28 protein-coding genes and 1 riboswitch are annotated in these 23,909 nt (G+C 67.1%); of the genes, 15 read left to right on the top strand and 13 right to left on the bottom strand.

Annotation, left to right across the window (positions count from 1 at the left end):
* The first annotated feature begins 3 nt into the window (after nt 1-3).
* The gene (gene fabZ / locus ABD729_RS12105; RefSeq protein WP_344710624.1) at nt 4-480 is read left to right on the top strand and encodes a 3-hydroxyacyl-ACP dehydratase FabZ; all 477 of its coding nucleotides are present in this window, start codon (nt 4-6) and stop codon (nt 478-480) included.
* On the opposite strand, the gene ABD729_RS12100 is transcribed toward fabZ, so the two are convergent.
* The 4 genes from ABD729_RS12100 to ABD729_RS12085 are packed head-to-tail and all read right to left on the bottom strand — an operon-like array spanning nt 470 to nt 4,662.
* Nucleotides 470-1,171: an ABC transporter ATP-binding protein gene (locus tag ABD729_RS12100; RefSeq protein ID WP_344710622.1), complete on the bottom strand. Its 702-nt coding sequence runs from the start codon at nt 1,169-1,171 to the stop codon at nt 470-472. The two genes, fabZ and ABD729_RS12100, sit on opposite strands and share 11 nt — an antisense overlap.
* Entirely contained in the window at nt 1,168-2,118 is a 951-nt protein-coding gene (locus ABD729_RS12095) for a FecCD family ABC transporter permease (protein ID WP_344710620.1), read from the bottom strand. Before ABD729_RS12095 ends, ABD729_RS12100 begins: the two co-directional genes overlap by 4 nt.
* A complete protein-coding gene (locus tag ABD729_RS12090; RefSeq protein WP_344710618.1) occupies nt 2,115-2,858 on the bottom strand; it encodes an ABC transporter substrate-binding protein in 744 nt (247 codons plus the stop codon). Before ABD729_RS12090 ends, ABD729_RS12095 begins: the two co-directional genes overlap by 4 nt.
* Entirely contained in the window at nt 2,842-4,662 is a 1,821-nt protein-coding gene (locus ABD729_RS12085) for a TonB-dependent receptor plug domain-containing protein (protein ID WP_344710616.1), read from the bottom strand. The genes ABD729_RS12090 and ABD729_RS12085 overlap by 17 nt, the downstream gene beginning before the upstream one ends.
* Before the next feature lie 97 nt (nt 4,663-4,759).
* A riboswitch (adenosylcobalamin-variant (AdoCbl-variant) riboswitch) is annotated at nt 4,760-4,853 on the bottom strand.
* A gap of 149 nt (nt 4,854-5,002) precedes the next feature.
* Between ABD729_RS12085 and rpmE the strand changes: the two genes are divergently transcribed.
* Both rpmE and ABD729_RS12075 read left to right on the top strand, forming a co-directional pair.
* Nucleotides 5,003-5,233 carry a 50S ribosomal protein L31 gene (rpmE, locus tag ABD729_RS12080; protein ID WP_168069369.1) on the top strand — a complete coding sequence of 77 codons (231 nt, stop codon included), beginning with the start codon at nt 5,003-5,005 and terminating at the stop codon, nt 5,231-5,233.
* Nucleotides 5,234-5,341: 108 nt separating this feature from the next.
* On the top strand, nt 5,342-5,782 hold the full coding sequence (locus ABD729_RS12075; protein WP_344710610.1) for a GNAT family N-acetyltransferase: 441 nt from the start codon (nt 5,342-5,344) through the stop codon (nt 5,780-5,782).
* On the opposite strand, the gene ABD729_RS12070 is transcribed toward ABD729_RS12075, so the two are convergent.
* Both ABD729_RS12070 and ABD729_RS12065 read right to left on the bottom strand, forming a co-directional pair.
* The gene (locus ABD729_RS12070; RefSeq protein WP_344710608.1) at nt 5,718-7,448 is read right to left on the bottom strand and encodes an AMP-binding protein; all 1,731 of its coding nucleotides are present in this window, start codon (nt 7,446-7,448) and stop codon (nt 5,718-5,720) included. The genes ABD729_RS12075 and ABD729_RS12070 overlap by 65 nt on opposite strands.
* 72 nt (nt 7,449-7,520) lie before the next feature.
* Nucleotides 7,521-8,654 carry an acyl-CoA dehydrogenase family protein gene (locus ABD729_RS12065; RefSeq protein WP_344710606.1) on the bottom strand — a complete coding sequence of 378 codons (1,134 nt, stop codon included), beginning with the start codon at nt 8,652-8,654 and terminating at the stop codon, nt 7,521-7,523.
* Between the two features lie 62 nt (nt 8,655-8,716).
* On the opposite strand from ABD729_RS12065, the gene ABD729_RS12060 reads away from it, so the two are divergent.
* Together ABD729_RS12060 and ABD729_RS12055 are read left to right on the top strand one after the other, a co-directional pair.
* Nucleotides 8,717-9,808, top strand: coding sequence for a CaiB/BaiF CoA transferase family protein (locus tag ABD729_RS12060; protein ID WP_344710604.1), 1,092 nt, complete (start codon nt 8,717-8,719; stop codon nt 9,806-9,808).
* Nucleotides 9,805-10,956, top strand: a complete 1,152-nt coding sequence (locus ABD729_RS12055) for an aminotransferase class I/II-fold pyridoxal phosphate-dependent enzyme (protein ID WP_344710602.1) — start codon at nt 9,805-9,807, stop codon at nt 10,954-10,956. Before ABD729_RS12060 ends, ABD729_RS12055 begins: the two co-directional genes overlap by 4 nt.
* Here the strand turns inward: ABD729_RS12055 and ABD729_RS12050 are convergent.
* Both ABD729_RS12050 and ABD729_RS12045 read right to left on the bottom strand, forming a co-directional pair.
* Complete coding sequence (locus tag ABD729_RS12050) at nt 10,953-11,783, bottom strand: EAL domain-containing protein (RefSeq protein WP_344710600.1); 831 nt, start codon at nt 11,781-11,783, stop codon at nt 10,953-10,955. The genes ABD729_RS12055 and ABD729_RS12050 overlap by 4 nt on opposite strands.
* On the bottom strand, nt 11,780-12,172 hold the full coding sequence (locus ABD729_RS12045) for a response regulator (protein WP_344710598.1): 393 nt from the start codon (nt 12,170-12,172) through the stop codon (nt 11,780-11,782). Before ABD729_RS12045 ends, ABD729_RS12050 begins: the two co-directional genes overlap by 4 nt.
* Nucleotides 12,173-12,290: 118 nt before the next feature.
* Here ABD729_RS12045 and ABD729_RS12040 point away from each other — a divergent pair, with 118 nt between their 5' ends.
* Nucleotides 12,291-12,986, top strand: coding sequence for a PilZ domain-containing protein (locus tag ABD729_RS12040; RefSeq protein ID WP_344710596.1), 696 nt, complete (start codon nt 12,291-12,293; stop codon nt 12,984-12,986).
* Nucleotides 12,987-13,049: 63 nt separating this feature from the next.
* Nucleotides 13,050-13,595 carry a peptide-methionine (S)-S-oxide reductase MsrA gene (msrA, locus tag ABD729_RS12035; protein WP_344710594.1) on the top strand — a complete coding sequence of 182 codons (546 nt, stop codon included), beginning with the start codon at nt 13,050-13,052 and terminating at the stop codon, nt 13,593-13,595.
* Here the strand turns inward: msrA and ABD729_RS12030 are convergent.
* Nucleotides 13,592-14,350, bottom strand: a complete 759-nt coding sequence (locus ABD729_RS12030; RefSeq protein WP_344710592.1) for a ZIP family metal transporter — start codon at nt 14,348-14,350, stop codon at nt 13,592-13,594. The two genes, msrA and ABD729_RS12030, sit on opposite strands and share 4 nt — an antisense overlap.
* 68 nt (nt 14,351-14,418) lie before the next feature.
* Between ABD729_RS12030 and ABD729_RS12025 the strand changes: the two genes are divergently transcribed.
* The 3 genes from ABD729_RS12025 (at nt 14,419) to folP (ending at nt 17,455) form a co-directional block, all read left to right on the top strand.
* A complete protein-coding gene (locus tag ABD729_RS12025; protein WP_344710590.1) occupies nt 14,419-15,051 on the top strand; it encodes a ribonuclease HII in 633 nt (210 codons plus the stop codon).
* A gap of 207 nt (nt 15,052-15,258) precedes the next feature.
* Nucleotides 15,259-16,374, top strand: coding sequence for a site-specific DNA-methyltransferase (locus tag ABD729_RS12020; RefSeq protein ID WP_344711439.1), 1,116 nt, complete (start codon nt 15,259-15,261; stop codon nt 16,372-16,374).
* Between the two features lie 10 nt (nt 16,375-16,384).
* Nucleotides 16,385-17,455: a dihydropteroate synthase gene (gene folP / locus ABD729_RS12015; protein ID WP_344710588.1), complete on the top strand. Its 1,071-nt coding sequence runs from the start codon at nt 16,385-16,387 to the stop codon at nt 17,453-17,455.
* Here the strand turns inward: folP and ABD729_RS12010 are convergent, their stop codons facing one another.
* Both ABD729_RS12010 and ABD729_RS12005 read right to left on the bottom strand, forming a co-directional pair.
* Nucleotides 17,456-18,211 carry a phosphodiester glycosidase family protein gene (locus ABD729_RS12010; protein WP_344710586.1) on the bottom strand — a complete coding sequence of 252 codons (756 nt, stop codon included), beginning with the start codon at nt 18,209-18,211 and terminating at the stop codon, nt 17,456-17,458.
* A gap of 20 nt (nt 18,212-18,231) precedes the next feature.
* Entirely contained in the window at nt 18,232-19,668 is a 1,437-nt protein-coding gene (locus ABD729_RS12005) for a sigma-54-dependent transcriptional regulator (RefSeq protein ID WP_344710584.1), read from the bottom strand.
* 130 nt (nt 19,669-19,798) lie between these two features.
* Here ABD729_RS12005 and ABD729_RS12000 point away from each other — a divergent pair, with 130 nt between their 5' ends.
* From ABD729_RS12000 to ABD729_RS11980, 5 genes are all read left to right on the top strand, one after another.
* Entirely contained in the window at nt 19,799-19,948 is a 150-nt protein-coding gene (locus ABD729_RS12000; RefSeq protein WP_344710582.1) for a hypothetical protein, read from the top strand.
* Nucleotides 19,949-19,952: 4 nt separating this feature from the next.
* On the top strand, nt 19,953-21,077 hold the full coding sequence (locus ABD729_RS11995) for a Re/Si-specific NAD(P)(+) transhydrogenase subunit alpha (protein ID WP_344710580.1): 1,125 nt from the start codon (nt 19,953-19,955) through the stop codon (nt 21,075-21,077).
* 68 nt (nt 21,078-21,145) lie between these two features.
* The gene (locus ABD729_RS11990; RefSeq protein WP_344710578.1) at nt 21,146-21,430 is read left to right on the top strand and encodes a hypothetical protein; all 285 of its coding nucleotides are present in this window, start codon (nt 21,146-21,148) and stop codon (nt 21,428-21,430) included.
* On the top strand, nt 21,430-21,792 hold the full coding sequence (locus ABD729_RS11985; RefSeq protein ID WP_344710576.1) for a PH domain-containing protein: 363 nt from the start codon (nt 21,430-21,432) through the stop codon (nt 21,790-21,792). Before ABD729_RS11990 ends, ABD729_RS11985 begins: the two co-directional genes overlap by 1 nt.
* Nucleotides 21,793-21,826: 34 nt before the next feature.
* Nucleotides 21,827-23,029, top strand: coding sequence for an FAD-dependent oxidoreductase (locus ABD729_RS11980; protein WP_344710574.1), 1,203 nt, complete (start codon nt 21,827-21,829; stop codon nt 23,027-23,029).
* Here the strand turns inward: ABD729_RS11980 and ABD729_RS11975 are convergent.
* Both ABD729_RS11975 and ABD729_RS11970 read right to left on the bottom strand, forming a co-directional pair.
* Nucleotides 23,026-23,490: a YbaK/EbsC family protein gene (locus ABD729_RS11975; protein WP_344710572.1), complete on the bottom strand. Its 465-nt coding sequence runs from the start codon at nt 23,488-23,490 to the stop codon at nt 23,026-23,028. The genes ABD729_RS11980 and ABD729_RS11975 overlap by 4 nt on opposite strands.
* Nucleotides 23,487-23,903: a secondary thiamine-phosphate synthase enzyme YjbQ gene (locus ABD729_RS11970; protein WP_344710571.1), complete on the bottom strand. Its 417-nt coding sequence runs from the start codon at nt 23,901-23,903 to the stop codon at nt 23,487-23,489. The genes ABD729_RS11975 and ABD729_RS11970 overlap by 4 nt, the downstream gene beginning before the upstream one ends.
* Between the last annotated feature and the right edge of the window lie 6 nt (nt 23,904-23,909).

Here is a 23,909-nt window from a genome sequence, read left to right as displayed (position 1 = left end):
CTGATGAGCGAAGGGGGCAGCACCGCCGCGCCGATGACGCGGGACATCCGCCAGGTCATGGCGGCGCTGCCCCATCGCTATCCGATGCTGCTCGTCGACCGGGTTTCCGAACTGGTGGTCGACGAGCGCATCACCGCTATCAAGGCGGTGACGATCAACGAAAGCTTCTTCCAGGGGCATTTTCCCGGCCGTCCGATCATGCCGGGCGTGCTGATCGTCGAAGCGCTGGCGCAGGCCGCTGGCGTGCTGGCGGTCGAAAGCCTCGGCCTCGCGGGGTCGGGCAAGCTCGTCTATTTCATGGCGATCGACGGGGCCAAGTTCCGCGCGCCGGTCGAACCTGGATGCCTGCTCGAACTGAAGGTCAGCTTCGTCCAAAAGCGCTCCAGCGTCTGCAAGTTCGCCGGCCAGGCCCTTGTCGACGGCAAGCTCGCCGCCGAAGCCAATTTCACCGCGATGATCGCGGATCCCCCTAAGGCCTGAGCGTCCAGCCGGCGCCGTCCGGCTCCACGCCAAATGCGTCACCGAACAAGGGAGACGCGAGAAGCGCCGCCGGTGGCATGTCGGCGACCAGCCTTCCCCCGTCCAGCATCAGCACACGGTCGAACCGCCCCAGCAGCGACAGGTCGTGAAGGGCGAGGACGACCGCGGATCCCTCGTGTGTCACCTCGTCCAGCAGGTCGAGCGTTCGCAGCACCCATGCCGGGTCGAGGTTCGACAGGGGCTCGTCCAGCAGCAATATCTTCGGGCGGCTCGCCAGCGCGCGGCCGAGCAGGGCGCGGGCGCGCTCTCCGGTGGACAGAAGATCGATCGGCCGTTCCGCAAGTTCGGTGAGACTTAGCCGATCCAGCAACTCGTCGACACGCTCGGGGTCCGGCCGGTTGAGACCCAGCGCAATGACATCGCGTACCGGGATCGGCCAGCGCACCTCGCGACTTGCGGGGAGGAAGGCGAGGAGCGCCGCGCGGCGGGCGGGCGGGATGTCGCTGAGCCGCTCGCCGTCGAGGCGGAGATCGGTCGCCTGGCCCTCGATACCGGCAAGCGCCTTCAGCAGGGTAGTCTTGCCGCTGCCATTGGGGCCGATCAGGGCGATCCGCTCGCCCGGTGCAAGGCTCACCTCGGTCACCTGAAGGCGCGGAGGCGAGGCGACCGAGGCGTGGAGAAGCGCCGTCATGACGCCAGCTTGCCCCGCATGCCCAGCAGCACCCACAGGAAGATGGGGGTGCCGAGGCTGGCGGTGACGACCCCGAGCGGGATCGTCCGGCCGAGCGGCGCCAGGCGGGTAAGGAGATCGGCGGCGATCAGAATCACTGCGCCGATCAGGGCTGCTGGAACGAGGGCGCGCCCGGGATGCCCGCGAGTCAGTCGGCGCGCGATCACGGGCGCGATCAGGCCGACAAAGCCGACCGCCCCACAGACTGCGACGCAGGCGCCGATCGCGATTGCCGACAGCAGCACCACTTCCTGCCGCAGCCGGCCTGGCACCACCCCCATCGATGCCGCGACATCTTCTCCAAGCGCGAGGCGGTCCAGCGCTCCTGACCTGCGGAGGAGGAAGACGGCAGCAAGGGCGGCGGGAACCAGCGCGGCAACGGCCTGGCCAAGGCTGCGATCGACCAGGCTTCCCATCAGCCAGTCGAACGCCTCGTAAAACGCAAACGGGGAGGGGGCGAGCGCGAGGGCGAGGCTGGTCAGGGCGCCGGCGGCAAGGCTGATCGCAAGCCCGGCGAGGAGCAGGGTGGCGGCGTTGGGACGCCGTCCGGCCACGGCGAACAGGAGCAGCAGGGTAAGCGCTGCGCCGACGGCTCCGCTGGCCCCCATCGCCATCGGGCTGGCGAAGCCGAGGATGGTCGTTCCGACCACTGCGCCGAGCGCAGCGCCGCTGCTTGCGCCGGTGATATCGGGCGAGGCGAGGGGGTTGGCGAACATCGCCTGCAAGGCGGCCCCGGTCAGTCCCAGCACCGCGCCATAGCCGAGGCCGAGCAGCAGCCGCGGCAGGCGAAGCTCGATGACGATCAACCGCGCCAGTTCCTCTGGTCCAGCGAGCGGTGCCCAGGGCAGCAGCAGTGCGGCGGCGCTCAGCACAAGAACAAGCACGAAGGGCGCGACGAGCCTTGTCATCTTGCCGTCCTGGCACCCCGCAGCCGCTCCACTTCGCCAAGCATGGCGAGGCCGCCGCAGGTCCAGGCGCGTCCATCGGTAACGATGGTGCGGGATTTGAGGCGGGTCACTATCGGGTGGTTGAGCCAAGCGGTGCCGCGACTGGCTTGGTCGGCCCGATAATCGCTTCGGATCAGCCACTTGGGCGGATTGGTTGCGAGCTTTTCCAAGGTCAACCGTCCGCCGGTGATCATCGTTTGGCGGAAACCCGCCAGGGCCAGCCACTCGGCACCAAGCCCTTGTGGCGACAGGCTGAGGCCCCCGCCGCCGACGAACGCTCCTTCCGCAAGCGGCGGGCGGCGCGCCTGCAAACGATCTAGCGTACGCTGGTAGGGCGCGGCCGCCTGCGGACGACCCAGCAGCCGGGCGACCTGCTCGACCTGGTTCACGACCTCTGCCGGGGTCGATGGGTAGGGCAGCTCGATCAGACGCGCGCCGAAGCGCCGGGCAAGTGCCTGCCGGGCCCCGCCGCTACCGCCCATGGTCAGGATCACTTGCGGCTGCCGGGCAAGGACGCTTTCGAGCTTGCCGTCGTTAGCTGGAAAGGCGCGGGCCGACCGCCACAGCGCCGTTTCCCGCGGCGACTGGCTGAGGTGACTGACCGATACGATCTGTCCCGGCCCGGCGAGCAGTAGCAGCAACTCGTCGGTGCACAGGTTAAGGGAAGCGACCCTAAGGGCCGCGTCAGCGGCGAGGGCCAAGGCGAATGCCGGCAAAGACTGCCCTCCCTTCCGCACGATAGCCGACGACATCGACGACCCGTTCGTCAAAGGCGTTCGACAGGCGACCGAATAATTCCACGGTCGGCGCCACGCGAAAACCGACCCGGGCGCTGCCGAGCCAATAGGGTTCCAAACGCACCAGCGGCGAGGGGAAGAGGTCGAAATCGCGGTCGAGACGGGATCCGGTATAACTCAGGGCCGCTCCGTAGGTGATGCGCCCGGCGATGCCATCCGCAGCGATTGAACCGCTGTGCCTCGGGCGCCTGAGTTCGCGCCCGGCGGGCTCAGAGGCCTTGAGATAGGAGTAGGCAGCGCTCAGGTTGAGCCACTCGCCGCCGCTCCAGCCGCCCTCCAGTTCGATCCCGTCACGCTTGCTTCGTCCGGCTGCGTTGACCGCCGAGGTGAAGCTTGGGCTTGGGACGATTTCATCGCGCAGGCGCTGGCGATAGGCGGTGACCGCCGCGCGCCATTGCCCGCTGCTCGCGCGGAGCGAAAGTTCGCCGCCGCGGCTGCGTTCGGGCTTCAGCAACGGGTTGCCGACGTAGCTGCCGGGGAAGAAGCCGTAGAGGTCGAAGAAGGTCGGCTGGGCAATTCCCTCGCCCCAGCTGCCTGCCAGCGAAAGCTGATTGGCCAGCCGCAACAGCGCGCCCGCGCGGAAGGTGGTCGCGTCCCTGAAATCGCTGAACCTGTCGCGGCGAAGCGCGAGCGTGGTGACGAGTGGGCCCGCCTCTGCGCGATACTCGGCGGTCAGGGCTGCTTGGTCGCGCTTGCGGCGCTGGTTGGTGAGGCCGCCATAGATGGTGTCGGAGGCCGTGAAGCGCTCGCCCGTCCACTCGGCAGCGATGGTAAAGCGCTGCGTGATGCCGAGCAGGGTCGCCTCGCGAGCGGCCTGCGCCGTCACATTGTCACGGCGCCCGCTGGTGCGGTTCTGCTCCTCGCTGCCAAGGAAGTTGCGATTGCGCGACCCCAGCCGTGACGCACCGAGCGCCAGGGTCCAGCCATTCTCTTCGTAGCGCAGTCCCGCCCTGCCTGCGGCAAGCCGATTACGGCTGAGGTCAGCGGTGTCGGCGCGCTGGAATGTCAGCGGGTCCGAGCCATCGAATTCGCTTCGCGCACGGATGCCGAAGCCTGATGCCGAAAGAGTGACTGGACCTCGGCTCCAGTCGAGACGGCCACGCAGGACGGCGTTGCGATAGCCGTCGCGGTCGCCCGGGCCGGCGGCAAACGCATTGATGCCGCCCGCCCCCTGCACCCCGCCGCCAAGCCCTAGCGTCACATCGCCGCTCTTCAGTCCAGCCGAGCCGCCGATCCGGGCGAAGCCGTGGATTCCGTCTTCGGCCGACGCGCTTGCGCCCTGGCGCGGGGTTGCGGTCAGGGCGATCACGCCGCCAATCGCTTCGCTTCCCCACAAAGCCGACTGCGGTCCACGAACGATTTCGATCCGGTCGCCGAGGTCCGCGGAAAGCACTTCGAAGCGCGGTTCGTTACCCGCGGCCGGGTCATTGGCGCGAATGCCGTCGACGAACAGCAGGGTGTGATTGGCCTCGGCGCCGCGCAGGCGAACCTGCATCTGCGACCCTGCGGTGCCGGCGGTGGACAGGCTGGCGGACGGGGTGAGGCGGAGCAGGCTTGCAAGCAGGGGCTCGCCCAGGCGCTCCACCGTCGGGGGTTCGATCAGGCTGACGCTGGCCGGCGTCGTGGCTTGTTTCTCGCCGCTCCGCGCGGCGGTAACGATGATGGCGTCCGCCGCCGGGGGCGGAAGAGGAAGGTCGGTCAGGAACAAGGATCAGGCACTCCCGCAACAGACTTGAACAACAAAGTCGTCGCGGAGGCTTGCTGCCACGTCTTCCGCCTGGCCCCGGACGGTTGAACGGACGACGGTTCAGGCCGACGATCGGACTTGCAGCCAGCGTCTGGCTGCACACCGTTCCGGGCAGAGCGCCGGAATCTCACCGGCTTCCTCGGGTCCTGAACCCGCGCTGCTTGTCCGCCGAGGGGCGGCGCCTTGTCAAGCAGGCGGAGCCGGGGCGGGCGCGCCTTGTCAAGCAGGCGCTCAGTCGCTAGGGGGCGCACACCTTTTCAAGGCTGGTCGGAACCAGCCACATCCACAAGGACACTGACCCATGAAGAGCGGTACCCACCCCGACTATCACTTCATCACTGTCGAGATGACCGACGGTACGAAGTATCAGACCCGTTCGACCTGGGGCAAGGAAGGCGACACCCTCCATCTCGACATCGATCCGACCGCCCACCCGGCGTGGACCGGCGGCACCGGCAAGATGCTCGACGCGGGCGGCCAGGTGGCGCGCTTCAACAAGCGCTTCGGCGGCCTGTCGCTCGGCAAGAAGTAAGTCGGTCCTTTACCGATGACGCAAGGACGCCCGGCTCCCACCCTGGAGACCGGGCGTCTTCGTTTACGCGCGTGGCGGCGGGAGGATTTTCGCCCCTACCACGCCATCATGTCCGAGCCGGCAGTGCACCGCTTCTTCGGGCCTGAGCCGATGGGCCAGGAAGAATGCTGGCGCCGCATCTGCGCGTCGCACGGCAATTGGGCGATGAACGGCTTCGGCGGCCTGGCGGTCGAGCGGTTGAGCGACAACAAGCTGGTCGGCAATATCGGCCTCTTCACCGCCTGGCGCGACTTCGAACCGCAATTCGGTGATCAGCCCGAAATGGGCTGGATCTTCGCGACCGAAACCCATGGTACCGGCATGGCGCATGAGGCGGCCTCGGCGCTGCTGGCCTGGGCCGAGGCGAACCTGCCGTCGCAGCCGATCTGGGCGATCATCAGCCAAGGTAACGAGCCAAGCTTCAAACTGGCCGCAAGACTTGGCTTCAAGCCGTTGCAATCAGTCGATTATCACGGCCCGACGACTGTCCTTCAGCGGCCTGCCTGGTAGCCGCTTCCCGCCGCTCGGCCTCGATCTTGCTCAGCGCTTTGCGGTCCGGCTTCCCGATCATCGTTCGTGGCAAGTCGTCCAATATCTCAAGTGCGGTGGGACGCTCATGCTTGCCCACCCGCTCCGATAGCGTGGCCAGAAGCTGCTGCGGCGAACGTTCCGCACCTTCCTGAAGAACGACAAACGCCTTGGGCCGCTCGCCGACGCGCTCGTCCGGGACGGCGATCACCAGCGCTTCCTTGACCGCCGGATCCTTCAGGAGCGCGGCCTCGACTTGGCTTGGGAAGACCTTGAAGCCGCCGACGTTGATCATGTCCTTGGAACGATCGACCAGCCGCAGGTAGCCGCCCGGCTCGACGAAGCCGAGGTCGCCCGTGTGCAACCAGCCATCGGCCAGCGGTTCGGGCTTACCCTCGGAGGATCGCCAATAGCCGGTCATTACCTGCGGCCCGCGGATCAGGATCTCGCCCGTTTCCTCGGGGCTCAGCACGCGCTCGGGCGCCTCGGGATCGGCAATCCTGATTTCGGTGCCGGGGAGGGGCAGTCCTGCCGTCCCGGCACGGGTTTCGCCGACATAAGGATTCACCGAGACCACGCCGCTGGTTTCCGTCAGGCCATAGCCTTCGAGCACCCGCGCGCCGGTGGTCGCCTCGAAGCGCGCCTTCAGCGCTGACGTCATGGCGGCACCGCCGGAGAAGCATTGCTGCACGGAGGCGAAGCTGGTCTTCGCGACGTCGGGATGATCGATCATCGCCTGGTACATGGCCGGCACCCCTGCGAGGTCGGTCAGGCGGTTGCGGCGGATGGCGGCAAGCGCCTCGCCGGCATCGAAGCGGGCGAGGAGGGTGATCGTCCCGCCCGAAATGATACTGCGGTTGAGGACGCAGCTGTTGGCGAAGATGTGGAACAGGGGCAGGGCACCCAGCACCCGGCCTTCGCGCGTTCCGTGACCGGGGTCGATCGCGGCGAGCTGCTCGGCGTTGGCGGAAAGGTTGGCATGGGTCAGCGCCGCGCCCTTGGGGACGCCGGTGGTGCCGCCGGTATATTGGAGCAAGGCGATCGCCGACGGTTCGATGACCGGAAGAGTCTTCTTGCCGCCGCTGCGGAGTAAAGCTTGCCAGTGCGAAACACGCGGATCATGCGGGAGCGGCTGACGCTCCTTGCGCTTCAGGAGGCGAAAGCCGAGCGCCTTGGCTGCCGGCAGCACCTCGGGCAGATTGCCGACGATCAATCGCGTCAGCAAACCGTCATCGAGGAGGCGCTGCATGGGCGCCCACAGCTTGGCAAGGTCGAGGCAGACCATCAACTCGGTGCCCGAATCGCGGGCCTGAAAGGCGACTTCTTCCGGGGAATAGAGGGGCGAGAAATTGACCACCGTCGCGCCCGCCAGCAGCGCGCCATAATAAGCGATCGGGTAATGCGGGGTGTTGGGAAGGAACAGCCCGACGCGGGTGCCCGGCCTGACGCCTAGCGCGAGGAAGCCCTGTGCCGCCGCCATCGCCTCGCTCAGCAGCGCGCGATAGGTCCACGTTCTTCCCATGAAGTCGAGTGCGTCGCGATCCCCATGCCGCGCGGCACTGCGGACGACGAGTTCACCAACCGGCAATGGCTCCGGAAGCCAGCCGGGTGGCACCGGATGGCCTGCCATTTGCGCCGTCACGTTCATCCTCTTCCCTCCCCCGCCACTCATAGCTGACAACAATGTAAGTGGAAGAAGGTTTCTGTGGGGTAACGGGCGTCAGATCGACCGCGCAATCAGCTCCTTCATGATCTCGCTGGTGCCGCCATAAATGCGGGTCACCCGCGCATCGCGCCACAGCCGGGCGATCGGATATTCGTTCATGTAACCCGCTCCCCCGTGCAATTGCAGCGAGGTGTCGCAGGCGGCGAACTGAAGTTCCGAGTGGAACAGCTTCGCCGCGCTCGCCTCGGCCGGGGTCAGCTCGCCAGCGAGATGGCGCTGGATCGCCCAGTCGAGATGCGCCCAGCCGACCTGCAGCCTGGCCTTGAGATCGGCGAGGGTGAAGCGCGTGTTCTGGAAGTCGAATACGCTCTTGCCGAACGCCTTGCGATCCTTGGTGAACTCGACCGCCAGGTCGAAGGCACGCTGCGCCGCAGCCTGGCATTGCACCGCGATCGACAGCCGTTCCTGCGGCAGCTGGTTCATCAACATGGCAAAGCCGCCATTCTCTGCCCCGAGGAGGCGGTCGCCGGGTAGCGGGACTTCGTCGAAAAAGAGCTCGGACGTGTCGTTGCCGTGCAGTCCGATCTTGTCGAGGTTGCGGCCGCGGGTGAAACCTTCATCGCCCGTTTCGACCAGGAACAGGGAAATGCCGCGGGCGCCGCCATCCTCGGTGGTGCGAGCGCAGACGATGACGAGATCGGCGGCCTGGCCATTGGTGATGTAGGTCTTCGACCCCGAAAGCTTCCAGCCGTTGCCGGACTTGCGGGCGATTGTCTTCATCCCCTGAAGGTCGCTGCCTGCGCCCGGCTCGGTCATCGCGATGGCGGTGATCGCCTCGCCCGAAACCATCTTCGGCAGCCATTTCTTCTTCTGCTCCTCGCTTCCGTAGGCGAGGATATAGTCGGCGACGATGTCGCTCTGCAGCGACCAGCCCACCGCGCTTCCGGCGTAGGACGCTTCTTCGGAGACGATGGCGTTGAAGCGGAAGTCGAGGCCGAGCCCGCCATATTCCTCCGGCACGGTCGGGCACAGCATCCCGGCTTCGCCCGCCCTCAGCCACGCCTCGCGTTCTACGATCCCTTCGCGCTCGTGGCGATCGGTATCGAGCGTTGCGACGACCCGCCGCACGGTGTCGCGAAACGCGTCATGCTCGCCTTCGAACAGGGACCGAGATGAAGTGTCGAGCATGAATTACCCTCCTTGCCTTTCGCCTAGCCTAGGCGACAAGGCGGCAAAGGAAAGGGCAGCGAATGGCCGGAGCGCTCGAAGGCATCACGATCGTCGAAATGGCGGGGCTCGGGCCGGGGCCCTTCGCGGCGATGATGCTGGCCGACCACGGCGCGCGGGTGATCCGGGTCGAACGGCCAGGAAACCTGTCGGTGCCGAACGACCCGCTGACCCGCAACCGCGAAAGCATTGCGCTCGACCTCCGGCAGCAAGGGGGAAGGGCCCTCGTCCGCCGGCTTGCGGCAGGGGCCGACGGGCTGATCGAAGGCTATCGACCGGGCGTGATGGAGCGGCTCGGTCTCGGGCCGGACCGCCTGCTCGGCGACAATCCGCGCCTGGTCTATGGGCGAGTGACGGGGTGGGGCCAGGACGGGCCACTCGCGCAGGCCGCAGGTCACGATATCAACTATCTGGCGCTGACCGGGCTTCTGTCATGCATTGGGGAGAAGGACCGTCCCGCGGTCCCGCCGCTCAATCTCGTCGCAGACTATGGGGGCGGCGGGCTGATGTTGGCGTTCGGCATGCTCGCGGGGCTGATTGCCGCGCAACGGGACGGGAAGGGCCAGGTGATCGACGCGGCCATGACCGATGGCGCTGCGCTGAACGGCGCTCTTGTCTATGGTCTGCGTGCGGCCGGGCTGTGGCGCGACGAGCGGCAGGCGAACCTCCTCGACGGGGGTGACCCGATCTACGGTTGCTATGCCTGCGCCGATGGCAAGGAGGTGGCGGTCGGGGCGCTCGAGCCGCAATTCCGGGCCGCCCTCTACGAAGGACTGGGCGTCGCACCCGGCGCGGACCGCAACGCTATCGCTGCCGCCTTTGCGTCCCGCACCCGATCCGAATGGGTGGGCCTGTTCGAAGGCAAGGACGCCTGCATCGCGCCCGTCCTCGGGCTTGGCGAAGCCCCACTCCATCCGCACAACGAGGAGCGCGGCACCTTCATCGAGGTCGGCGGCGTGGTGCAGCCTGGCCCCGCGCCACGCCTCCAGGGCACAGCGGCCGGCTTGCCCAAACCACCCCGGAGGGAAGGAGAGGATGCGGACGCCATCCTCGCCGGGATCGGATTTTCGGACGCGGAGATTTCCGACCTGCGAGATTCGATGGTGGTGCTGTGAACCCGCAATTCGAGACCATGCCGGTCAGCATTTTCGAGGAGATGAGCCTTGCCGCCGCCAGACATGGCGCGATCAACCTGGGGCAGGGCTTTCCCGATTTCGGCTGGCCCGAAGCGCTGCTGGACGAGGCCGCCCGCCTGATCAGGGAGGGCAGCAATCAATATCCGCCATCACGTGGATTGCCCGCGCTGCGCGACAGTCTGTCTGCGTTCTACGCGTCGCGCCAATCGCTTGCGCTCGATCCCGGACAATTCGTTGTAACCAGCGGCGCGACCGAGGCGATCGCCGCGGCCCTCTTCGCTGCGCTTCAACCTGGCGATGCAGCGCTCATCATTGCGCCAGCCTATGACGCCTACGCCCCGCTCATTCGCCGCGCCGGTGGCGTGGTGCAGGAAGTCGTGTTGCGGCCCCCGCACTGGTCGCTCGACCGTAACCTGCTTGAGGCTGCGATCACGCCGCAAACCAGAATTCTCATCATCAACAACCCGCACAATCCCACCGGCCGGGTCCTTTCCGCGGCGGAGCTCGACGCCATCGTTGCCACGGCGCGAGCCCACGACCTTCTCATCCTCAGCGACGAGGTATGGGAGGAAGTACTCGCCCCGGGCACCACGTTCACGTCACTGGCAGGCCTCGCCCCCGAGCGGGTGATCAAGGTCGGCTCTGCCGGCAAGATCTTCTCGCTGACGGGGTGGAAAGTGGGCTGGGCCGCAGCCCCTCACGGGATGGCGGACGTGATCGCGCGGGCGCATCAATATCTGACCTTCGCGACCCCGCCGCATCTGCAGGCGGCGGTAGCCTCGGCCCTGGCCCACCCCGAGTGGCTCGACGCACCCAGCGAGGGTTTTGCCCGTGCGCGCCAGCACCTTGCGTCGGGGCTCGAGGCGGCTGGCTATGCCTTGCTGCCGGGCGAGGGAACCTACTTTCAGTGCGTAGACCTCAAGGCGTCGGGCATCGATCTCGACGATCGCGCCTTCGCCGCTCTGGCCGTCGAACAGGCCGGGGTCGCCGTCATTCCACTGTCGCCATTTACCGAACGCGATCCCGAACGCGGCCTTGTCCGCCTGTGCTTTGCGAAGAAGGACGAGACTATCGACGCCGCGATCGCCGCCATGGCCAGGGCGCGGGAGCTTGCCCGCTCGGCCTAGGCGCCGACGCGCTGCAGCTCGTCCTGGAGCGGGCGGGTAAGCAGCTTCCAGCGGCGCTTGTGCCGGCTGGCCCAGGGGACAAGCTCGCTGGCATCGAGCGGATGGGCAAGCAGGTAACCCTGGATGAGGTCGCAGTTGAGTTCGCGCAACGCGGCCAGTTGCTCGACGGTCTCCACGCCTTCCGCCGTGACCTGCAGGCCGAGCCCGTGGGCCAGTTCGATCACCGACCGGACAATCACCTGGTCGTCGCGGCTGGTCGGCAACTCGGTGACGAACTGGCGGTCGATCTTGATCTCGTTGAAAGGCAGCTTGCGCAGCTGGATCAGCCCCGAGTAGCCGGTCCCGAAGTCGTCGAGGGCAAGGCCGACACCCTTGATCCGGAACCGCGTCAGCGTGTCCATCAGGTTGATCAGCGGCTGGGTCGCGCCTTCGGTCAGCTCCAGCACCAGCCGGTCGGTCGGCACGTCGAGGGCGCGGCACATGCGCTCGACAAGGTCGGGAAAGTCGAGCTGCTCGAGGCTGACCGCGGAAATATTGACCGCCACCGACGTATCGAGCCCGGCCGACTTCCACTCGCGCCACTGTCGCAGCGCGGTGCGCAGCGCCCACTGCGTCATGTCATCGATCAGCCCGTGCTTTTCCGCCAGCGGCACGAACCGGACAGGGGAGATCGCGCCAAGCTCGCTGTGGGTCCAGCGCATCAGGGCCTCGACGCGGACGAGCGAGCCATCACGCGCGTCCACCTTGGGCTGATACGCCAGGCGGAGCCCGCCTTGCCTGAGCGTCCGCTCCAGCTCGTCGAGCAACCGCACGTCCTTGGCGGTCACCTGACCTGGCCTGGCTTTAACGTTGCGAGCAACTCTTCCAGTTCGTCGAGGCGGACCGGCTTCTCGAGCGGGCCGGCCATGCGCAGTCCGAGCTCCTTGCCGAGGCGGAACGCGCTTTCCAGCACCCGCCGGTCAAACCCCGAGACGATCAGCACCGGCCCGGCAAATCCATGGTCCGCGAGGAAGCGGATGAATTCGACGCCGTCGGTATTGGGCATCCCAAGATCGAGCGCGATGACGTCGGGAGTCACCGCCTCATACGCCCGCACGAAACCCTTCTGGTCGGCGGCAATGGTCGGTTCGAAACCCGTCATGCGGGCGGCGGCGGCCATGAAGTCGGCGAGCGCCGGTTCATCGTCGATCACAAGGAGGCGGGGCAGATTGGACATAAACTTGCCTCCCCTTCCTTTCTTTGCCGGACAGTTGCAACCGCTTCTTAACCCTGGGTCGGGTAGAAACGCTCCACCGCATATTGCGTACGGTATCGCGCAAGGGAGACGGGAACGCGTGTTAGACCTGATCCGCCGCCAGTTGCGACGCCCTGTCGAGGACGCTGCTGCCGCCTTCGATTCGACAACCGTGTCGCTGAGCCTTGCCGTGCCGCGTCCGCCCGAACGCCGGGCCGATGAGCGCGTTCATCCCACCCTGCGCGTCGCCAAGCTCGACAGCGCGGTCGGCGAACAGCTGATCCGCATCCGCAACATGTCCGCGGGCGGGCTGATGGCCGATTGCGGCCGCTGCCCTCCGGTCGGCGCCGAAGTGCGGGTTGAATTCAGCAACCAGAAAATCCCCGCGACCGTTGTCTGGATTCGCGAGGGGCTGATCGGTCTCAAGTTCGACCAGAGCCTCGACCTTGGCGAACTTTTGGCAGGCCGCAAGCCGCGCCACGGCTTTCGCCCGCGCCCGCCGCGGCTCGAGGTCGGCTGCTCCGCCACGGTCAAGATCGGCAAGCTCTATTACAAGGTCGATGTCCACGACATCTCGCTCGGCGGGATGAAGGTCGGGCCGATCGACGATTATTGCATCGGTGCCAAGGTGGTCGTGGTGGTGGAAAGCCTGCGCCCGATCAAGGGCGAGGTCCGCTGGTATTCCGAGCGCCGCGCCGGAATCGTCTTCGATCGCGAGCTCGGCTTCGAGGAACTCGCCGAATGGGTCGGCAAGCGCCTTGAACTCGCGGCCCTGAAGGCCAGCTACCACCGCTGACCGCTCGCATTCGGCGGATGCCGATCCTACATGCGCTTCAACGAACGAACGGAGTGCAGGTTGATGAGCGAACAACAGGCCATTCTCGCCGGCGGCTGCTTCTGGTGCACCGAAGCGGTGTTCCTCGACGTGGCGGGCGTCAGCAAGGTCGAGAGCGGTTATATCGGCGGGCAGACGATCAACCCGACCTACAAGCAGGTTTGTGGCGGTGACACCGGTCACGCCGAGGCGATCCGGGTGACCTTCGATCCCGACGTGGTCGGCTACGGCGACCTCCTCGACATCTTCTTTGCGACGCACGACCCGACCCAGCTCAACCGGCAGGGCAATGACATCGGGACCCAGTATCGCAGTGCGATCTTTCCGCTGTCGGACGAGCAGGAAAGCGACGCGCGGGCCAAGATCGCGGCGCTGAACGAGGAGCAGGGCGGGCGGATCGTGACCACGGTCGAGCCGGCGGACACCTGGTATCCGGCCGAGGATTATCACCAGAACTACTGGGAGACCGAAGGCCAGCGTAATCCCTATTGCATGGCTGTTATTCCGCCCAAGCTCAACAAGTTGCGGAAGAGCTTTCAGAACCGGTTGAAGGCCCAGGCGGACGCCTAGGCGATCCGGCTGAGCGCGAAGGCGGACAGGAATCCGCTGACCGCGATCAGCCCGGCGAAGTCATGCGTGCCCTCGAACGCTTCGGGCACCATGGTGTCGACGATCATCGCCAGGATGGCGCCGGCGGCGACGGCCTGGACAAAGGCCACGCCTTCCGGCGCCACGCCGTCGAAGGCGAGGTAGCCGATCGCCGCCGAAGCGCCTGACGCAAGGGCGATCGCCGCCCACAAGGCGAACACGCCGACGGCTTTCTTGCCTTCCGCCTTCATTCCTGCGGCGCTCGACAGGCCCTCGGGAATGTTCGACAGGAAGACTGCGATGACGGCGACCAGTCCGACGCCAGCGCCTTGCAGCAGACTGACCCCGATGACGATACTTTCCGGGATGCCGTCGAGCAGCGCGCCCATCGCCAGCGCCGCGCCATTGTCGGGATGCTTTTCGGCTTGTTCGCCGCGGGTCTTCTCGTGCGAGCGTTTGCGATGCCGCGCGCCGCGATGGCTGAGCCAGTAGTTGGCAAGGGTGTAGACCAGCGCCCCGGCAAGAAATCCGCCCGCGACCGGAGCGAAACCGCCCTGCCGCCACGCTTCATCGATCAGTTCGAACGACAGGGCGGAGATGAGGACGCCTGCACCGAACGCCATGATCGCCGCAATGATCCGGCGGGAGAGGGGCACGAACCAGCCGATCATCGCCCCGAGCAGCAGCGCCGAGCCCGACAGCAATCCCCACAAACCTGCTTGAATTGCGATTGGCATGATGCGGGAATGCCCGAGCGGTGAGGAGAGTTGCTTCCCTCGCCGCGGCGCCGTGCTAAGTCACTCAAATGGCTCGACCCTGTTTCAAGCTCGAGAAGGATCACCCGTTGCCGCTCGCCGGAGTGGACGAAGCCGGCTGCGCGCCGCTGGCGGGCCCGGTGGTGGCGGCCGCGGTGATCCTCGACCGTGAGCGGTTTCCGCGCGGGATCGACGACAGCAAGAAGCTCAGCCTCGAGGCGCGGGAGTCGCTGCACGGCAAGCTGATGCAGCAGGCGCGCTGCGGCGTCGGCATCTGCAGCGTCGAGGAGATCGACGCGCTCAACATCTATTGGGCACGGATGCTGGCGATGGCGCGGGCGGTCGAGGCGCTCGGCTTCGACCCTGCCTTCGTGCTTGTCGACGGGAATCGCTGTCCGAAATGGGAGCGCCCGTCACGCGCGATTGTGTCGGGCGATGCGCGCTGCCGCTCGATCGCCGCCGCGTCGATCGTCGCCAAGGTCACCCGCGACCGGATCATGGCCGATCATGCGGCTGTTTATCCGGGATATGGGTGGGAACGGAACCGCGGTTATCCGACGCCCGATCACCGCCGCGCCCTGCTCGAACTGGGTCCGACGCCGCTCCATCGCCGCAGCTTCGGACTGGTCCGCGAAGTGCTTGCCGCCGCCGCGCAGCCGATGCTGGCCTTTGCCGCGGAATAGAAGAGCCGCGGCTGAGTCCTCGCCGCAACACCACATCTTCTTGAGTCCCCATGCCGCCCGCGGACTCAACATCTTGTGCCTGGCTCGTTCCGGACTCGTTCCGTTCCCGGCGTGGCTTTCGGGCCGTTAACCCTTTCCTCGTTGACCCGGACTCATGGGGGACTCACCATGGCGGCCGTAAGCAGGGGACACGCATCCATGAACCTCATGACGCCCGTTCAGGACGCGCTTCCGCGTGTTCGCCGCAAGGTCGACGATCCGAGCGGGCGGATCATCGCGGGCGATTGCATCGCCGAGATGCGCAAGCTTCCGGCCAAGAGCGTGGACCTCGTCTTCGCCGATCCGCCCTACAACCTGCAGCTGGGCGGCGACCTGTTCCGGCCCGAGGGCGGCCGGGTCGACGCGGTCGACAATGACTGGGACCATTTCGACAGCCTCGCGGCCTACGACAAGTTTACCCGCGCCTGGCTGACCGAGGCGCGGCGGATCCTGAAGGACGATGGCGCGATCTGGGTGATAGGCAGCTATCACAACATCTTCAGGGTGGGCACCGCGCTGCAGGACCTCGACTTCTGGATCCTCAACGACATCGTTTGGCGCAAGGCGAACCCGATGCCGAACTTTCGCGGCACGCGCTTCACCAACGCGCATGAGACGCTGCTGTGGTGCTCCAAGTCGCAGGACAGCCGCTACACCTTCAATTATCGCGCGATGAAGGCGCTGAACGACGATCTCCAGATGCGTTCGGACTGGGTGCTCCCGATCTGCTCTGGCTCGGAGCGGCTGAAGGGCGGCGACGGGCACAAGGCGCATCCGACGCAGAAGCCCGAAAGCCTGCTCTACCGCGTGTTGCTGGCCTGCACGCAGCCGGGCGACACAGTGCTCGACCCGTTCTTCGGTACCGGCACCACCGGGGCCGTCGCCAAGCGGCTTGGCCGGCACTGGATCGGGATCGAGCGCGAGGCCGACTATATCGAGGTCGCGCGCGCCCGCATCGCCGCCACCCTGCCGCTCGATGAAAGCGCGATGGAGACCATTCCGGACAAGCGCAGCCAGCCGCGCGTGGCCTTTGGCCTGCTGGTCGAAGGCGGCCTCGTTCCGCCGGGCACGGTGCTGATGGATGCCAAGCGGCGCTGGAAGGCCGCCGTCCGGGCCGACGGTTCGCTGAGCTGCGGGCCCCATGCGGGGTCGATCCACAAGGTCGGCGCAGGGCTCAACAAGGCGCCGAGCTGCAATGGCTGGACCTTCTGGCATGTCGAGCGGAAGGGGCAGCTCGTGCCGATCGACGCCTTGCGCCAGGAGCATCTGGCCGGTCTCGCCTGACAGAGAAGACATGACCTTTCGAACCATCCTCCGCCCGACCGGCTTCGTCGATGCGCCCTTCGGCTATGACGGGCAGGTCGCGCGCCTCGCCGGCACCATGTGCTGGTTCTCGGCGGTAGAGCTGCTGAAGGTCGGCGACGACGGCCGCGTGACCTCGGACCTCGTGCCTGTCGAGCGGATCGAGGAGCGGCTCGACGATGACGCCATGGCGGCAGCTTGGAAGGCGCTGACCGGGCCCCGCGCGCCACTGCAGCTTGGCGAGCGCACCATTCGCCTCGATCAGCCGCAGGTCATGGCGATCCTCAACGCGACCCCCGACAGCTTTTCGGACGGCGGCCATGCCGCCACGGCAGACGACGGCTTTGCCGCCGCGCAGGCGGGGGCGGCGATCCTCGACGTCGGCGGCGAGAGCACACGTCCCGGTGCCCGCGCCGTTTGGGAAGGCGACGAGGTCGAACGCGTGCTTCCGCTGGTGCAGCAACTGGCGGCGGGCGGGGCCGCGGTCTCGATCGACACCCGCAAGGCCAGCGTCATGGAAGCCGCGCTGGGCGCTGGGGCGGCGATGGTCAACGACGTTTCGGCGCTGGGCTGGGACGAGCGCTCGGCCGAGGTAATTGCAAAGGCCGGTGTGCCGGTCGTGCTGATGCACCACCAAGGGGCGCCCGAAACCATGCAGGAGGCGCCGAGCTATCCGCGTGGGTCATTGGTTGAAGTCTATTTCTGGCTCGAGGATCGGATCGCGCGGGCGGTCGATGCGGGAATTTCGCGCGACAGGATCATCGTCGATCCGGGCATCGGCTTCGGCAAGAACGTCGCGCACAACCTCGAACTAATGAACGGGCTTGCTGCCTTCCATGCGCTTGGATGCCCGCTGCTGGTGGGGGCCAGCCGGAAGCGGACGATCGGTGCGCTCCACAACGAGGCGCCGGCCGACCGGCGGCTTGGCGGGAGCATCGCGCTGGCGATCAAGGCGGCGGAGCAGGGCGCGCACCTCGTCAGGGTCCACGACGTTTTCGAGACCGTGCAGGCGATGCGGGTATGGCGCGGGCTTCGCGACCAGGCGCTGACCCCGCGGCTCTGATCAGGGCAGGAAGCCGACCAGCATCGGCCCGATCGGCACGATGCTGTCCATCCGCCCGTTGGCCGGATCCCACAGGCTCGACACCGCACCGTCGAGATAAAGGGCATTGGGACAGGCGAGCGGCCCGGCGAACAATCGCGCGAACTTGCCGAAGCTGACTGGCGCCTCGCTGATCGCGAACACCGGCACGCCGCTGGCATCGACACCGACCCCGTTGCGGACATAGCGCGAGCGCCCATCGGGATCGAAGCGCGGGTTCACCGCGCCGTCCTTCACCAGCATCGGCCCGCTTTGCGTCGCCACTCGCAGATTGTTAGGCCCCGGAAAGTCCTCGGTTGCAATCACTTGCGCTTGTCCGTTGGCGCGGACCATGAAGACGCCGTTGGGCTGAATATGGAAATTGCCGCCACCGTCCTTCCGCCGGTTGATCGGGCGCAGCACCTTACCGTCGGCAATCGCCAGGCCGATCGGGTGGCCATCATCGTCGAACATGCCGGCGTTCATCGCGAAGCCGACCGTCGCGGCGCGGGTCCCGAGCACCTGTTCAAGCGCGGCAAAGCTGCGCAGTGGACGGCCGTGATGATCCGTCGACTGGAGCGCAAGCTGCATGGCCGGGTCGCGGCAGATGGTGAAGCGGTCGCCTTCGAAGATCAGTGACCGGCAGGGCCCGCGCGCTGCGGCGTCGCCCATCTCGGGCGCGGGGTCGGGGCGCTTGCAGGCGGCGAGCAGGAGGACGAGGAGCAGGACGATCTGCATCGCCGCTCCATGTGGGGGTTTCAGGCGCCGGTGTCGATGCCGAGTTCGGCGAGCTTCCGGTAGAGGGTCGAGCGCCCGATGCCGAGACGGCGGGCGACCTCGGTCATCTTGCCGCGGTAATGGCCGATGGCGAGGCGGATGAGGTCGGCCTCGATCTCTTCGAGCGGACGCAGGTGACCGTCGGCGCGCCACAGCGTGACCGACGGGCCGTTGCTGAGCGCGGCGGACGCGGCGGCCTTGCCGATGTCGTTGGTATTGTCGCCGACCCGGTTGGTAAAGCGCGACTGGAGCGCGATGTGCGGAAAATCCTCGGCCGTCAGCGCTCCGCCCTGCGACTGCAGCGCCGCGCGGAACAGCACGTTCGACAGCTGCCGGACATTGCCCGGCCAGCCGTAGCGCATCAGCACCTGCAGCGCGTCCTCGCCGATCGAGAGAGGCCGGATCCCGGGCTGGCCGGTATGCCGGGAAAGAAGATGGCGGGCGAGGGCGGGAATGTCGCCGCTCCGGTCACGCAGCGGAGGCACGCTGACCACCGTTCCCGCCAGACGCTCGGCAAGGCCGCTGTCGAAATTGTCGGGAAGCGGCTTGCTCGAGGTGGCGATCAGCCTGACGTCAATGCTGTTCGAACCGTTGCACCCGACCGGGCGCACCTCACCGGTCGCAAGAACGCGGTCGAGCGCGGCCTGCGTCGCGGGGGGCAGATCGCCGATCTCGTCGAGCAGCAATGTCCCGCTGTCAGCCTCGACCAGCTTGCCGATGCGTTCGGCAAAGGCACCGGGAAAGGCACCCGCGACATGGCCGAACAATTCGCTGTCGACGATATTGGAGGGCACCGCGCGACAATCGAGGGCGACGAACGGCGCCTTGCCGCGGGGGCTGGCCTCGTGGACGGCGCGGGCGATGGTTTCCTTGCCCGATCCTGCCTCACCGATGATCAGCAGGGGCAGGCGGCTGCGGGCCGCCTTGGCCGCCACCGCCAGCGCGGCGCGCAGTTCGGGCGCAGCGCCGACCAGTTCCTCGAGCGCGAGGCTGGGAGCAAGCTTTTCCGACAGCGGCGCCAGTTCGCCCGAGGCGCGGCGGCGATCGGCGTTGACCGCCAGGGCTTCCATGAGCCGTTCCGGCGCGACCGGGCGAACCAGGAAATCGCTGGCGCCGGCGCGCATGGCATCGACCGCCTGTCCGACCGAGCCGCCTTCGGCAAGAACGATGATGGGAAGGCCGGGCCGGTCGGCGCGCAGGGCGCGCACCAGTGCCGGACCGCTGGCAGGATCCCAGTGCCCCACCAGCACCGCCTTGATCTCATGGCCGTTGGGACCGCTGAGCAGCTCCTCGACCTGCTCGCCCGACGGACTGCCAAGCGTGTTCCAGCCAGCACGCGCGGCGATGGCGGCGACCAGCCGACGCTCGGCGGCGTCGGCATCGACCAGCAGCAGGAATCGGACGGTGTCGGCGCGCAAGTCTCAGGCTCCTTCGCGCCGAATGTATAGTGAGCCCAAGTTAAGGAATGGTGAGAGCCGCCAAGGGGCTTGGGAGCGGCGCGTTCAGCGGCTATGACGCTCGCAAAACAAGCCACTCAAGGGAGCAGACATGGCCGCCGAACCGACGACCGACACCGATAGCCCGGTCGATTTCAACCGCGCCAAGGAAGATTACAGCCTTCTTATCACGATGCTGAAGTGGGGTGCGGTGATCGCGCTCTTGCTCGGCTTCCTCGTCATGATCCTGCTGGCGAATTGATCCCTTGAAGGTCGCTGTCCTCGCCGAGACGGCCCCGGGCGAAACCCGCGTCGCCGCCATTCCCGAAACGGTGAAGAAACTCACCGGGCTTGGCGCGAGTGTCGCGGTCGAAACCGGCGCGGGCCGTTTTGCGGGGATCAGTGACCAGGATTATGCGGACGCCGGCGCTTCGGTCGCCGGGCGTTCCGACGTGCTGAGCGGCGCCGAACTCGTGCTTGCCGTCAGCGGTCCCGAGGCCGGCGATCTCGCCGGCGCCGCGCCGAATGCGCTGCTGGTCGGGATCCTCGATCCCTTCCGCCGCCGCGATGCGGTGAACGCCTATGCAAGCGCCGGGATCGAAGCCCTGGCGATGGAGTGGATGCCGCGCATCACCCGCGCACAGTCGATGGACGTCCTGTCCTCGCAGTCCAACCTTGCGGGCTACAAGGCGGTGATCGACGCCGCTTCGGCCTATGGCCGGGCATTTCCGATGATGATGACCGCCGCGGGCACCGTCAGCCCGGCACGCGCTTTCATCATGGGAGTCGGTGTCGCCGGCCTCCAGGCGATTGCGACCGCCCGCCGCCTTGGCGCACAGGTCAGTGCCACCGACGTCCGTTCCGCCACCAAGGAACAAATCCAGAGCCTCGGCGCCAAGCCGATCTTCGTCGAAGGCGTCGCCGGGATCGAAGGCGAAGGGCAGGGCGGCTATGCCGGTGAAACCAGCGAGGAATATCGCAAGGCGCAGTCCGAGCTCGTTTCGACCCACCTTGCAAAGCAGGACATCGTGATCACCACCGCGCTGATCCCGGGCAAGCCTGCGCCCCGATTGATCAGCGACGAGCAGGTCTCGACGATGCGCCCGGGAAGCGTCATCGTCGACCTCGCCGCCGAAGCGGGCGGCAATGTCGAGGGATGCGTCGCTGGCGAACAGGTCGTACGGCACGGCGTCACCATCATCGGGGCGACCAACCTGTCGCGCTCGCTGCCCGCCGACGCCTCCGCCCTTTATTCCCGCAACCTGTTCAACTTCCTGTCCGCATTCTGGGACAAGGAGCAGGGACGCCCGGTCTTCCCCGACGAGGACGAGATCGTGCGGGGTGTCCGCCTCACTCGCGGCGGATCGGTGGTGAGCGAGCGGCTCGCTTGAAGCGGGCTATCCTGCTGCTCCTGTTGCTGGCGGGGTGTTCGTCCCGGGATGAGGACAAGGCGCAGGGCGTGCCACCGGCATTCGGCGCCGCCTATGTCGCAGCGCTGGCGCCCGCCGGATGCATCGACTTTCGCCGCGGGGCCGCAGGCACCGTCGGCCGCGAGATTGCGCGCCTGGACGGCCTGCTGGCCCAGGCCGACCGCAAGGGGCTAGGCCCAGGGCGGCAGGCGCTCCAGCGTGCTTGGGCGAAAGTGCAAGCGGGTACAGGCATGACGTGCCGGCCCGACCGGATCGCGACCGAGCTGAAGGCCGCGAACGACCGGCTGGAGCGGGCCTTGAAGGACCTCGACTGATGGGCCTGTTCAGCGCGACCGAGGTCGATACCAACGAGATCGCCCGCCGCTATGCCGCGCTGCTGCTGGACGGCGAGGAAGTGCTGATCGCCTTCAAGACCGTTCGCGACATCGCCTTCCTGACCGACCGCCGCCTCTGCCTGGTCAACATTCAGGGCTGGGTCGGCAAGAAGGTGGCGATCCAGTCGATTCCCTACCGCTCGATCACCCGCTTCAGCCTCGAAACGGCGGGGACGTTCGACCTCGAGGCCGACATGGTGTTCTGGCTCACCGGCACAACCCAGCCGCTCGAGATCAAGATCGGCCGCGGCAGCAATCTCGCCATGATCCAGCAGGTGCTGGCGCGAGGAATATTGCGCTAGAACCGCAGGCGGCGCAGCGACGGAGGAGGCGGCGTTGGGTGATCGCGACCTGATCGTGGTGGGCGGCGGACCGGCTGGGGTGATGACGGGGCTGCTGTTCGCCCGCGCCGGTTGCCGGGTCAGCGTGCTCGAAAAGCATGCGGACTTCTTTCGCGATTTCCGTGGCGACACCATTCACCCCTCGACGATGGAGATCCTCGATCAGCTCGGCTGGCTGAGCGAATTTCTGACCCGCCCGCACAATCGGATCGATCATGCGGAGATCCGGATCGCCGGGCGGGACTGGACCATCGGTGACCTTTCGCACCTCGCCACGCCCGCGCCCTTCATTGCCATGATGCCGCAATGGGAATTCCTCGATTTCCTGCGCGACAAGGCGGCGGCGTTTCCCGGCTTCGAACTTGAGATGAGCGCGCCGGTCACCGACTTCATCGAGCAACGCGGGCGCGTGGCCGGGGTAAGGCTCGCCGATGCAAGCGAAAGGCGCGCCAAACTGGTGATCGCCGCCGATGGTCGCGGCTCGCTGGTCCGCCAGCGCGCGATGTTGCCGCTCGAGACCTTCGGCGCGCCGATGGACATCTTCTGGTTCAGGGTCGCCAAGTCGGCGCCCGGAAGCGCGCTACGTGCCTCGATCGAGCGTGGCCGGTTCCTGGTGATGATCGACCGCGGCGACTATTGGCAGTGCGCCTTCCTCATTCCCAAGGGCAAGGCCGCCGAGATCACCTCGGAAGGAATCGCGCCGATCCGTGCTGCCATCGCCGCCGCCGCACCCGAACTCGATCTTGCCGGTCTCGAGACGGTCGAGGACTTGAAGTTGCTCAGCGTATCCCTCGACCGGCTGACGAGCTGGCATCGCCCTGGCCTGCTAGCGATCGGCGACGCTGCGCATGCGATGAGCCCGATCGGCGGGGTTGGGATCAACCTTGCCATCCAGGACGCGGTCGCCGCCGCCAATCTGTTGGCCGGTCCCCTGGCCAGCGGCGCTAACGTCGACCCGCTGTTGCACAAGGTCGAGGAGCGGCGGCTGCTACCCACCCGGCTGGTGCAGTCCGCGCAGAAGACGGCGCAGGACCGCATCATCGGCCGCCTGCTCGAACCCGGCCCGCCATTGGACAAGGCGCCCGCGCTAATCAGGCTGCTCGACAAGTCCCCGCTGTTGCGGCGCATCCCGGGACGGTTGATCGGGCTCGGGATCCGGCGCGAGCAAGTCGAAAGCCCGCTTGCGGCGCTACGCTAGGGAAGGGTGCAGCAGTCGACCCACTGAGCATGGGTCAGTGCCGCCAGCCGCTCGGGCGCGATTTCCAGCGAGGCGGTGCGGCTGCCGGCGGCGGGAAAGACGGTTTCGAACGCGCGAAGGCTGATGTCGGCGTAAACGGGCAGGGGCGTTGCGAGCCCGAAGGGGCAGACGCCGCCCACCACGTGACCCGTCGCCGCAAGGGTCTGCTCCGGGTCGAGCATGCGGATCCGGCCGCCGAACGCCGCCTTGCACTTGATATTGTCGAGCCGCGCATCGCCGCGCGTCACCAGCAGAAGGATCCTGTCGCCGACCCGCAGCGCGATCGTCTTGGCGATCCGGCCAGGCGCGACCCCGAGGGTCTGAGCGGCCTCAGCTACAGTCGCCGTGCTGCCATGACCTTCGATGAGATGAAGGTCGGCCGCATGGTCGGCGACCCACGTCCTGACGCTCTCGATGCTCATTCGCCCACCACGTGGAGGGCGATTTCCCGCCGGCCGGGATGGCGGCGGTGCTCGCACAGGTAAATGCCCTGCCAGGTGCCGAGCCGCATCTGGCCGTGCAGCAACGGGATAGATAGGCTGGTGGCGGTCAGCGCCGAGCGCAGATGGGCGGGCATGTCGTCCGGCCCCTCGTCGTCATGCTCATAGTCCGGACTTTCAGGCGCGATCCGCGCCAGCCAGCGCTCGATGTCGCGGCGGGCCGCCGGCGCCGCATTCTCCTGGATGAGAAGCGACGCCGACGTGTGCCGGATGAGGAGGGTCAGCAATCCCTCGCCAACGCCCTGCTCCGCCACCCACGACGCCACCGAGTCCGTGATCAGGTGCAAGCCCTGCCGCGGCGCGGTGATGCCAAGGGTGCCGGAAGCCTGGCGCATTCAGGC

This window comes from Sphingomonas humi, assembly GCF_039536725.1.
GTDB lineage: Bacteria > Pseudomonadota > Alphaproteobacteria > Sphingomonadales > Sphingomonadaceae > Sphingomicrobium > Sphingomicrobium humi.
The sequence above is the reverse complement of the archived record's forward strand: the minus strand, read 5'-3'. Positions and strand labels throughout refer to the sequence as shown.